An 11,451-nucleotide genomic window follows, 5' to 3' on the forward strand; every position below is an offset into this window, starting at 1 on the left:
CGTGGGTGAAAACGTAGATGACGGGAATCTCCATCAGCGCCGAGAGGCGGATGGCGGCGCGCATGTAATCGCTGAAGATGAGGAAGCCGGAGCCGAAGGGGCGGAGCTTGGAGAGCGACATGCCGTTCAGCACGGCCCCCATGGCGTGCTCGCGGATGCCAAAGTGGAAGTTGCGGCCCCCGTACTGGCCGGCCTCGAAGTCGCCGGCGCCCTCAAAAGTCAGCCGGGTCTTGGTGGAGGGCGCCAGATCGGCCGCTCCCCCCAAGAGCCAGGGGACGTTCTGGGCCAGGATGTTGAGCACCTTGCCGCTGGCGTCGCGTCCGGCCAGACCCTTGGCGTCGGCGGGGAATGTGGGCAGATTGCGGTCCCAGCCCTCGGGCAGGTCGCGGCGCTGCATGCGCAGCAGATGGTCGGCCTCCTGGGGAAACACCCTTTGGTATTTCGCGAACTGCTCCTTCCAGGCCTGGTTAAGTTCAGCGCCCCGCTTCCCGATCCCCCGGCGGAAGTTCTCCGGCACCTCCGGTGGCACCAGGAATTTAGCGTCCTCGGGCCAGCCGTAGTTGCGCTTGGCCAGCCGGATCTCCTCTTCGCCCAGGGGCTCGCCGTGAGCGGCGCTGGTGTCCTGCTTGTTGGGCGCGCCATAGGCGATATGGCTGTCCACGATGATGAGCGTGGGCCGGTCGCCGGTCTCGTGGAAGATGTGGAAGGCGCGCTCGAGCATCTCCAGGTCGTTGGCGTCACCCACCCGGGTGACGTTCCAGCCGTAGCCCAGGAAGCGCGTGGCCACGTCGTCGCTGGTGGCCAGCGCGGTGTTGCCCTCGATGGTGATGTGGTTGTTGTCGTAGATCCAGCACAGGTTGGAGAGCTTGAGGTGGCCGGCCAGCGAGGCGGCCTCGCCCGAGACGCCCTCCATCATGTCGCCGTCGCCGCAGAGCGCGTATACCCGGTAATCGAAGAGGCGGAAGTCGGGACGGTTGAAGCGGCGTTCCAGCCAGCGCTCGGCGATGGCCATCCCTACGCTGGTGGCCACCCCCTGTCCCAGCGGGCCGGTGGTGGTTTCCACACCCGAGGTCCAGCGGTACTCGGGGTGTCCGGGACACTTGCTGTCGAGCTGGCGGAAGTGGCGGATGTCGTCGAGCGTGACCGCCGGCCGGCCCAGGACCTCGTAGTCAGGGTCTACCGCCTTCACCGCGGCCAGATGCAGCACCGAGTACAGCAGCATGGACGCGTGGCCGATGGAGAGCACGAAGCGGTCGCGGTTGGGCCAGATGGGATCTTCCGGGTCGAAGCGCAGCAGGCGCTGCCACAGGCAATAGACCACCGGGGCCATGGCCATGGGAGTGCCGGGGTGGCCGGAGTTGGCCTGCTGCACCGCATCCATGGAAAGGGTGCGGATGGTGTTGACGCTGAGTTCGTCGAGGCTTAGCTCCCGCTCGCCCGCCACCTGCACTGCCCACCTCCCACCAGGAAGGCTCCGAATGCGCCCAGCCGGGAAAAAGGGGAAACAGTTTACACCCTCCCGCCGGCCCGGCGCCGGGAGGACCCCTCTTAGGTTAGAGGTTTGTTACACCGCGGAGGCTTCTCGAAATCCAATGCCGATGGGGTACACTGCAGCGCCTGAGGCCATGACCGCGGAAGAGATCCGGCTGCAGGAATCGCGCGAGCGCAAGGTCCACTGGAAGCGCTGGGGGCCGTATCTCGCCGAGCGCGCCTGGGGTACCGTGCGCGAAGATTACAGCCGCGACGGCGACGCCTGGGAATATTTCCCCCATGAGCACGCCCGCTCCCGCGTCTATCGCTGGAACGAGGATGGGCTGGCCGGCATCTGCGATCGCCACCAGCACATCTGCCTGGCCCTAGCCCTGTGGAACGAGCGCGACCCCATCCTCAAAGAGCGCCTGTTTGGACTGAGCGCCCAGCAGGGCAACCACGGCGAAGACGTCAAGGAATGCTACTTCTATCTGGACAACACGCCCACGCACTCCTTCATGAAGATGCTCTACAAGTACCCGCAGGCGGAGTTCCCCTATGCCCGGCTGCTGGAGGAGAACCAGCGGCGCACCCGCGACGACCCCGAATTCGAATTGCTCGACAGCGGCGTCTTCGACCAGGACCGCTACTTCGACGTCTTCGCGGAGTACGCCAAGGCTTCGGCGGAAGAGATACTGGTGCGCATCACGGCGGTGAACCGCGGCCCCGAAGCCGCGCCCCTGCACCTGCTGCCCACACTGTGGTTCCGCAACCGCTGGTCGTGGGGCTACGACGCGACACGCCCGGTGGTGAAGCGGGCTGCGGCAGCGCAGGGCACAGCGCTCGAGTTGGAGCAACAGTACTACGGGCGGCGCTGGCTGTATTGCGAGGACGCGCCCGACCTCCTGTTCACGGAGAACGAGACCAACTTCCAGCGCGTGTACGGCGGCGAGAATCCCTCCCCGTTCGTCAAGGACGGCTTCCACGACTGCGTCGTGAAGGGGCGGCGCGAGTGCGTGAACCCGGCCCAGACCGGCACGAAGGCCGCCGCCCACTACTCGCTGCGCCTGGGCCCGGGCCAGAGCGCCACCGTGCGCCTGCGCTTCAGCAACCGTGATCTGGCCGCCGCCGGGGAAGCTCCTTTCGGGCCCGGCTTCGACCAGGTCTTTGCGGAGCGCGTGCGCGAGGCCGACGAGTTCTATACCACCATCATCCCGCAGCACCTCTCCGCCGACGCGCGCGCGGTCATGCGCCAGAGCTTCGCCGGCATGCTCTGGTCGAAACAGTACTATCACTACGTGATCGAGCGCTGGCTGGAGGGCGATCCGACGTATCCGCCGCCGCCTCCCGAGCGCCAGCAGGGGCGCAACCACAAGTGGATCCAGCTCTACAACTCCGACGTCATCTCGATGCCCGACAAGTGGGAGTACCCCTGGTACGCCGCCTGGGACCTGGCCTTCCACTGCATCGCGCTGGCGGTCATCGATCCCGACTTCGCCAAGGAGCAACTGGTGCTGCTGCTGCGCGAGTGGTACATGCATCCCAGCGGGCAATTGCCGGCGTACGAGTGGGCGTTCGACGATGTCAACCCGCCGGTGCACGCCTGGGCGGCGCTGCGCGTCTACAAGATCGAGCAGAAGCGCCGCGGCCGCGCCGACTTCGAGTTCCTGGAGCGCGTCTTCCACAAGCTGCTGCTCAACTTCACCTGGTGGGTGAACCGCAAGGACGTGGAAGGCACCAACATCTTCGAAGGCGGCTTCCTGGGGCTGGACAACATCGGCGTCTTCGACCGCAGCCAGCCGCTGCCCAACGGCGGCCGCCTGGACCAGTCCGACGGCACCAGTTGGATGGCCATGTACACCCTGAACATGCTGGGCATCGCCCTGGAGCTGGCGCGCCACGATCCCACCTACGAAGACGTGGCTACCAAGTTCGGCGAGCACTTCGTTTACATCGCCGACGCCATGAACAATATCGGGCGGCAGGGCATCGAGCTGTTCGATCCCGAGGACGGCTTCTACTACGACGTGCTGCGCTTCCCCGACGGCACCCACTTCCCGCTCAAGGTGCGCTCCATGGTGGGGCTGATCCCGCTGTTCGCGGTGGAATCGTTCGAAGACGAGCTGCTGCAACGCCTGCGCGGCTTTCGCACCCGCCTGCAGTGGTTCATGCAGCACCGGCCGCACCTGGTCAAGGGCTGCGCCTGCATGGAGCCGGGCGCCACCGGACGGCGCATGATGGCCATCGTCAACCCCGAGCGCCTGCGCCAGGTGCTGAAGGTCATGCTGGACGAGAACGAGTTCCTCTCCCCTTACGGCATCCGCTCGCTCTCCCGCTTCCACCGCGAGCATCCCTACTCGCTGCGTCTGGACGGCAGCGAGAGCGCGGTGGCCTACGCGCCGGCGGAGTCTCCCACCGGGCTCTTCGGCGGCAACTCCAACTGGCGCGGCCCGGTCTGGTTCCCGGTGAACTATCTCATCGTGGAATCGCTGCAGAAGTTCCACCACGTGCTGGGGCCGGAGTTCAAAGTGGAATTCCCCACCGGCTCGGGCAAAGTGATGGACCTGTGGGAGGTGGCGGCGGAACTTTCGCGCCGCCTCACCCGGCTGTTCCTGCGCGACCCGGAGGGGCGCCGCCCGGTGTACGGCCGCTCCGCCAAGTTCCAGGACGACCCGCACTGGCGCGACCTCATCCTCTTCTACGAGTACTTCCACGGCGACGACGGCAGCGGGTTGGGCGCCAGCCATCAGACCGGCTGGACGGGGCTGGTCGCCAAGCTGCTGCAGCAGAGCGGCCAGTAGGGGCCGCCGCCGCGCTCCCGCAGTCATCTGTCGGAAATCAGCGCAGATGCTCCAGGATGGGGCCGAGGGTGAGCGCGGGGAAGTAACTCAGCCCGCCCACGATCAGGATGGTGGCGGTCAGCGTCAGCCCGAAGGAAATGGAGTCCGTTTTCAGGGTTCCTGCCGTGGGCGGCGTGTTCGGCTGCCTCGCAAACAGGCTGGCGAGCGCCAGGGCAGGAATGGCCAGGGCGAACCGCCCCACCATCATGGCGATCGCGGTGGTGACGTTGTAGAAGACCGTGTTGGCGCTCAGGCTGGCGAAGGTCTGGCCATTGTTGGTGAAGCTGGACGCGTAAGCAAGCAGCATCGCGGTGAAGCCGTGCGGGCCGCCGTTGATGGTCAGGCCTGCGAGGCCCCACTTGGTGCCCACGGCGATCGCAGTCAAGGTCAGGATCGTCACCGGAGCCGCCAGCGTGTAGAGCATGATCATCTTGTTCTCCGGCGGGCCGATGCGCTTGCCCAGGTACTCCGGCGTCCGGCCGACCATCAAACCGGTCAGAAACACCGTCACCACCGCGATCAGGACTATGCCGTAGAGGCCGCCGCCCAGCCCTCCGAAGACCACCTCGCCCAGCAGCATGTTGGTCAGAGGCGCCATGCCTCCTATGGGCCGGTAGCTGTCGTCCTGGGCGTTGGTGGACCCCGTCGAGGTGTTCGACGTCACGGTCACGGTGAGCACCGACCCGGCGACGCCGAAGCGGGTCTCCTTGCCCTCCATGTTCCCGCCGGCCTGGCGGCGGCTGTAAGCCTGGTCCACGTTGCGAAAGGCCGGGTTCCCCCTGTACTCGGCGAGGTGCGTGACCACCAGGCCGGCAGCAAACAGGACGAGCATGACGGCGTACAGCATCCAGCCTTGCCGCGGCTGGCGGACCATTCGGCCGAAGGTGTTGGTCAGGGCCGCCGGCACCAGCACGATGGAGAGCATCAGCAGAAGATTGGCCAGGGGAGTGGGGTTCTCGTAGGGGTGCGCGGCGTTGACGTTGAAGAACCCTCCTCCGTTCGTGCCCAGGGTCTCGGTGATCTGCTGGGCCGCCACCGGACCCTGCGGGATCACCTGCTTGGCGCCCTCGAGAGTGGTCGCTTCCGTGTAGGGGTGGAAGTTCATCGGGACGCCCTGCCCGACCAGCAGTACGGCGCCCAACAGCGCCCCCGGCAGCAGCACCCATAAGAGCGAGCGCGTGAGGTCGACCCAGAAGTTCCCCAGGGACTCGCAGCGCTGGCGGGCGCAGCCGCGGATGAAGGCGATTCCCGCCGCGAGACCGGAGGCCCCGGCCAGGAAGTTCTGCACGCCCAGGCCGACGATCTGACTGAAGTAGCTCATCGTGCTCTCGCCGGCATAGGCTTGCCAGGTGGTGGTGGTCGAAAAACTGATCGCCGTGTTCATGGCGAGGTCCGGCGTCAGGGGCGTGGTCTGATACTGCGGGAAGAAGAACGGGAGGAAATGTTGCAGCCGGAGGGTCGCGTACAGCACGAGGGTCCCAGACAGGCCGAAGAGGACGAAGCAGCCGGCGTATTCCCTGAAGCCCATCTCGCGGTCCGGATCCACCCTGGCTAGGCGGTAGATCAGCCGCTCGATGGGGCTACATATTCGGTCCAGCCAGCTCGGCTGCCGGGAGAAGACGCGCGCCAGGTATCCTCCCAGCGGCTTGACCAAGGCCGTAGCCACGACGACGAACGCGGCGTATTGCAGCGCGCTATGGAAGTCCATGCTCGACGTCCAGCTGCGTTATTTTTGTTCCGGAGCCTTCTTCAGCGGATACTTCTCGTCCAGCGCGAGGTTAAGTTCCAGGACGTTGACGCGAGCCTCGCCAAAGAGCCCGAACTGCCGGCCTGCGGTGTGCTCCGCCACCAGCCTTCGCAATTCGTCCTCCGTGATGCCCCGGGCCTTGGCCACACGCGGCACCTGGAACTCGGCCCCCGCCGGAGTGATGTCCGGATCCAGTCCGGAACCGGAGGTCGTGACGAGATCGACGGGGACCGGCTTGCCCGGGTTCTCCGCCTGCAGCGCGGCCACGTCGCCGTTGACCCGGTCGATGAGCTTCTGATTGGTCGGGCCCAAGTTGGTGCCCGAGGAGGCGGTGGCGTCGTAGCCATTCGCTCCCGCGGCCGAGGGCCGGGGATGGAAGTAGCCGGGCTGGGAGAAGGCCTGCGCGATCAGGCGCGAGCCCACCACCACGCCGCTTCGGCGGAGCAATTCGCCGTTGGCTTTGTCGTGGAAGAACAGTTGCGCCAGCCCCGTCACCACCAGGGGATAGATCAGCCCCAGCAGGACCGTGGTGACCAGCGTCATGAGCACCGAGGTGATGAGATTCTTCTTCATGCTGAGCCTCCTAGGCCAGGCCCACGCGCGTGATGAGCATGTCGATGAGCTTGATGCCGATGAACGGCGCGACCACGCCACCCAAGCCGTAGAGCAGCAGGTTATTGCGCAGCAGGGCCGCGGCACTCTTGGGCGTGTACTTCACCCCGCGCAGCGCCAGCGGGATGAGTGCGATGATGATGAGCGCATTGAAGATCACCGCCGAAAGGATGGCCGACCCCGGCGTCTTCAGGCGCATGATGTTGAGCTCCTGCAGCACCGGGAAGGTGCCGGCGAACATGGCCGGGATGATGGCGAAGTACTTGGCCACGTCGTTGGCGATGGAGAAGGTGGTGAGCGCGCCCCGGGTCATCAGCAACTGCTTGCCGATCTCCACCACCTCGATGAGCTTGGTGGGATTGGAGTCCAGGTCCACCATGTTGCCGGCCTCCTTGGCGGCCTGGGTGCCGGTGTTCATGGCCACGCCCACGTCGGCCTGGGCCAGGGCGGGAGCGTCGTTGGTGCCGTCGCCGGTCATGGCCACCAGCTTGCCGTCGCCCTGCTCGCGCTTGATCAGGTCCATCTTGTCCTTGGGAGTGGCCTGGGCGAGGAAGTCGTCCACGCCGGCCTCGCGCGCGATTGCGGCGGCGGTCAGCGGGTTGTCGCCGGTGATCATCACGGTGCGGATGCCCATGGCGCGCAGTTGCCGGAAGCGGTCGCGCATGCCGCCCTTCACGATATCTTTCAGGTGGATGACGCCCAGGGCGCGACGCTTCTCCGCCACCACCAGGGGCGTGCCGCCGGAGCGCGCGATCTCTTCGATGCGCTGCTCCAGCTCCTTGGGAACGACTGCATTCTCCTGCGCCAGGTAGGCGGCGATAGCATCGGCAGCGCCCTTGCGGATCTCGCGCCCGTTCAGGTTCACTCCCGACATGCGGGTCTGTGCGCTGAAGGGCACGAAGCTGGCTTCGTGCGAGGCCAGCTCGCGCCCGCGCAGGCCGTACTTCTCTTTCGCGAGCACGACGATGGAGCGGCCCTCCGGTGTTTCGTCAGCCAGAGAGGCAAGTTGGGCCGCGTCGGCGAGTTCGGCCTCGCTCACGCCGGGTGCGGGGAGGAACTCCGCCGCCTGGCGGTTACCCAGGGTGATGGTGCCGGTCTTGTCGAGCAGCAGGGTGTTGACGTCGCCCGCGGCCTCCACCGCGCGCCCCGACATGGCCAGCACGTTGTGCTGGATGAGCCGGTCCATGCCGGCGATGCCGATGGCGGAGAGCAGCCCGCCGATGGTGGTCGGGATCAGACACACCAGCAACGACACCAGCACGAAGACGGTCTGCGGCGAACCCGCGTAGATGGCGAAGGGCTGCAGCGTCACCACCGCCAGCAGGAAGATGATGGTCAGGCCCGCCAGCAGGATGTTGAGTGCGATCTCGTTGGGGGTGCGCTGCCGCTGCGCCCCTTCCACCAGCGCGATCATGCGGTCGAGGAAGGTCTCGCCCGGGTTGGAGGTGATGCGCACCTTGATCCAGTCGGAGAGCACGCGGGTGCCGCCGGTCACCGCCGAGCGGTCGCCGCCGGCCTCGCGGATGACGGGGGCGGACTCGCCGGTGATGGCCGACTCGTCCACCGAGGCCACGCCTTCGATGATCTCGCCGTCCCCGGGGATCAGCTCGCTCGCCGCGACTACCACCAAGTCGCCGGCGCGCAGCTTGGGGCTGGGCACGCTCTCGGTCGAGCCGTCGGGCAGCAGGCGCTTGGCCATGGTCTCGGAGCGGGTCTTGCGCAGGGCGTCGGCCTGGGCTTTGCCCCGGCCCTCCGCCATGGCCTCGGCGAAATTGGCGAACAGCACCGTGAACCACAGCCACAGCGTGATCTGCAGGTTGAAGCCGAACACCTCGCGCGGCGCGCGGAAGAGCAGCAGCGTGGTGATCACGCTGCCCACCTCTACCACGAACATCACTGGGTTGCGCATCATGCCGCGCGGGTTGAGTTTGACAAAGGAATCCCAGACGGCGCGGCGCACGATGTGCCACTCCCAGACCGCCTTCTTCTTCGATTTGTGTGTCGTAGCCATGGCTTGCCTCAGAAAGTGTGGCCTGCGCGCATCAACAGGTGCTCCAGGATGGGTCCTAGGCTGAGCGCGGGAAAGAAGGTCAGAGCGCCCACGATCAGGATCACCGAGACCAGCAGCATGGCGAACAACGGCGTGGTCACGGGGAAGGTCCCCAGCGAGGGCGGCACGGCCTTCTTCTTGGCCAGATTGCCGGCGATGGCCAGCATGGGGATGATCATCAGGAAGCGGCCCACCAGCATGGTCACGCCGCCGGCGGTGTTGTACCAGAGCGTATTGGTGGCCAGGCCGGCGAAGGCGGAGCCGTTGTTGGCCGCCTGCGATGTGAAGGAATAGAGGATCTCGGTGAGCCCATGGGGTCCGGGATTCAGGATGCTGGAGGTGCCGAAGGGCCTGACCGCAGAGATGGCCGCGAAGATCAGGATCACCAGGGGGAAGACCAGCACCACCAGCATGGCCATCTTGACGTCGTAGGCCTCGATCTTCTTGCCCAGGTACTCGGGGGTGCGGCCCACCATGAGGCCGGCGATGAAGACTGCCAGCACGATGTAGATGAGGATGCCGTACATTCCGGCGCCTACACCGCCGAAGACCACCTCGCTGAGCATCATGTTGATCAGCGGTACCATGCCACCCAGGGGAGTGAAAGAATCGTGCCAGCCATTGATGGCGCCACAACTGGCGTCGGTGGTGATGGTGGCCCACAGCGCGGTGTTGGCGACGCCGAAGCGGACCTCCTTGCCCTCCATGTTGCCGCCGGGCTGGGCCGCGCTTACGCGCTGGTCCACGCCCTTGAGCAGCGGGTTGCCCTGGGCCTCGGCCCAGTAGGCGGTCAGCACCCCGGCCAGGAAGAGGACCGCCATTGCCGACCACACCGCCCAGCCGTGGCGCGGCGAGCCCGTCATCCTGCCCAGGGTGTAGGTCAGGCCGGAGGAGATGGCGAAGATGGCCACCATCTCCAGGAAGTTGGAGAAGGGAGTGGGATTCTCGAAGGGATGGGCGCTGTTGGCGTTGAAAAAGCCTCCGCCGTTGGTGCCCAGCTCCTTGATGATCTCCTGCGAGGCCACGGGGCCCTGCGCGATCGCCTGCTCGCTCACGGTGGTCGTCGTCGGCTTGCCGTCAGGGCCGGTGGTCTGGACTCGCTGCGGCTCGACGATCTTCGCCGTGTCGTAGGGGCGCAGGTTCTGCACCACCCCCTGCGAGACCAGCAGCAGCGCTCCCACCAGGCAGATCGGGAGCAGCACCCAGAGCGTGGCGCGGGTCAGGTCCACCCAGAAGTTGCCGAGCGTGGAGCGCTGGCGGCGGGCGATGCCGCGGATGAAGGCGATGGCCAGCGCGATGCCCACCGCCGCCGACATGAAGTTGTGGTAGGCCAGTCCCGCCATCTGCGTCAGGTAGCTCATGGTGGACTCGCCTGAGTAGTTCTGCCAGTTGGTGTTGGTGGTGAACGAAGCCGCGGTGTTGAAGGCCAGGGCCGGGTCCACTGCGCCCATATGCTGGGGGTTGAAGAGCACTGCCGGCAGCACTCCCTGCATCCGCTCCAGCAGGTAGAGCAGCAGCATGGAGACCAGGCTGAACAGCAGCATGGAAGCCGCGTACTCCGTCCAGCGCATCTCGTGGTATTCGTCCACGCCGGTCAGGCGGTAGAGCAAGCGCTCCAGCGGCCGCAGCACGGGATCCAGGAAGGTGCGCTGACGCTCAAAGACGCGCGCCATGAAGATGCCCAGGGGCTTGGTCACCACCAGGATCACCACGAAGAAGAGCGCGATCTGGAACCATCCGTTGGCGGTCATGGCTAGAATTTCTCCGGGCGCAGCAGCGCGTAGCCGAGATAGACCATCAGCAGCACGCAGACCGCGAGGATCAGCAGGGTTTCAGTGTGCATGGCTCACCTCAGCGCACCTTGTCACAGAAGCGGACGTAACCGATGGCGGCCGCGAAGAAAGCCAGCGTCACGGCGACAAAGATCAGATCGAACATGGCAATCCTCCTAATCTCCTACCAGGCTCAGAACATGACCAGGATGGACATGTTCAGCCGGTTCTCGCGCTTGCGCAGGTCGGGCGTGAACCCGGGCACCACCGATCCCGGAGCGCCGGTGTTGCCACCCGGCGGCGTGATGCCGCCTCCGCCCGACCAGTAGGGGACATTGGTCGCCCGGTGGTTGTACTCCCAGCGGAAGGTGATGTACTGGCTGGGCATGTAGTCGAAGGTGGTCGACACATCCCAGGCACGGTACGAGTCGCCGGGATTCTCGGTGAAGTAGGGCGTGCCCGAAGCCGCGGTCGCTCCGTTGATGGGCGGCAGCAGCACCAGGTACCTTCCCGGATTGTCGATGGCGCCGCCTCCGATGGTCAAGCCGAACAGATCCCGGTGCAGCCACAGCCGGTTATAGAACATGAAGCCCATGAAGGTCTGCCGCGGGATCCCCGGCTTGTGGCCGAAGCAGGCGACTCCACCGCCGCTCTCGCAGCCCAGGTCGATCGTCAGCGAGGCCGCCGCCTTGCTGATCCAGGAAGCGCCGGGATTCTCGTAGTACTTGTACTGGATGCTGTCGTCGGTGTGGAAGCGGGTGCGTCCAGTCACGCCCAGCGCGTCCCGACCCAGCATGTACTGGTTACCGAGGATCGACCAGTTCTTGGTGGGACGGTACAGGATCTGCATCCCGATGCCGGGGCGCTTGTTGAACTTGCCGTAGGACTGCCAGCCGTTGGTGAACCAGGGCTCGATCTTCAGTTTGTCGGTGGGATAGATCTGCACCCGCACGCCGTTGA

8 protein-coding genes are annotated in these 11,451 nt (G+C 66.0%); 1 reads left to right on the forward strand and 7 read right to left on the reverse strand.

The genetic code is table 11. The features are described from left to right. Nucleotides 1-1,450 (reverse strand): transketolase (locus VEG08_10590; protein ID HXZ28433.1); only part of this gene is annotated, 1,450 nt, incomplete at its 3' end. A 175-nt stretch (nt 1,451-1,625) separates the two neighbouring features. Between VEG08_10590 and VEG08_10595 the strand changes: the two genes are divergently transcribed. Beyond that, entirely contained in the window at nt 1,626-4,271 is a 2,646-nt protein-coding gene (locus tag VEG08_10595) for a glucosidase (protein ID HXZ28434.1), read from the forward strand. A 37-nt stretch (nt 4,272-4,308) separates the two neighbouring features. Here the strand turns inward: VEG08_10595 and kdpA (VEG08_10600) are convergent, their stop codons facing one another. From kdpA (VEG08_10600) to VEG08_10625, 6 genes are all read right to left on the reverse strand, one after another. Further along, entirely contained in the window at nt 4,309-6,018 is a 1,710-nt protein-coding gene (gene kdpA, locus VEG08_10600) for a potassium-transporting ATPase subunit KdpA (protein ID HXZ28435.1), read from the reverse strand. Nucleotides 6,019-6,036: 18 nt separating this feature from the next. Continuing rightward, complete coding sequence (gene kdpC, locus VEG08_10605) at nt 6,037-6,630, reverse strand: potassium-transporting ATPase subunit KdpC (protein ID HXZ28436.1); 594 nt, start codon at nt 6,628-6,630, stop codon at nt 6,037-6,039. Between the two features lie 10 nt (nt 6,631-6,640). After that, a complete protein-coding gene (gene kdpB, locus VEG08_10610) occupies nt 6,641-8,680 on the reverse strand; it encodes a potassium-transporting ATPase subunit KdpB (GenBank protein HXZ28437.1) in 2,040 nt (679 codons plus the stop codon). 8 nt (nt 8,681-8,688) lie between these two features. After that, nucleotides 8,689-10,470 carry a potassium-transporting ATPase subunit KdpA gene (gene kdpA, locus VEG08_10615; protein ID HXZ28438.1) on the reverse strand — a complete coding sequence of 594 codons (1,782 nt, stop codon included), beginning with the start codon at nt 10,468-10,470 and terminating at the stop codon, nt 8,689-8,691. A gap of 2 nt (nt 10,471-10,472) precedes the next feature. Next, nucleotides 10,473-10,562 carry a K(+)-transporting ATPase subunit F gene (gene kdpF / locus VEG08_10620; GenBank protein HXZ28439.1) on the reverse strand — a complete coding sequence of 30 codons (90 nt, stop codon included), beginning with the start codon at nt 10,560-10,562 and terminating at the stop codon, nt 10,473-10,475. Nucleotides 10,563-10,684: 122 nt separating this feature from the next. Then, a partial coding sequence (locus tag VEG08_10625; GenBank protein ID HXZ28440.1) for an outer membrane beta-barrel protein occupies nt 10,685-11,451 on the reverse strand: 767 nt, incomplete at its 5' end.

Source organism: Terriglobales bacterium (assembly GCA_035624475.1).
Lineage (GTDB): Bacteria > Acidobacteriota > Terriglobia > Terriglobales > Acidobacteriaceae > DASPRL01.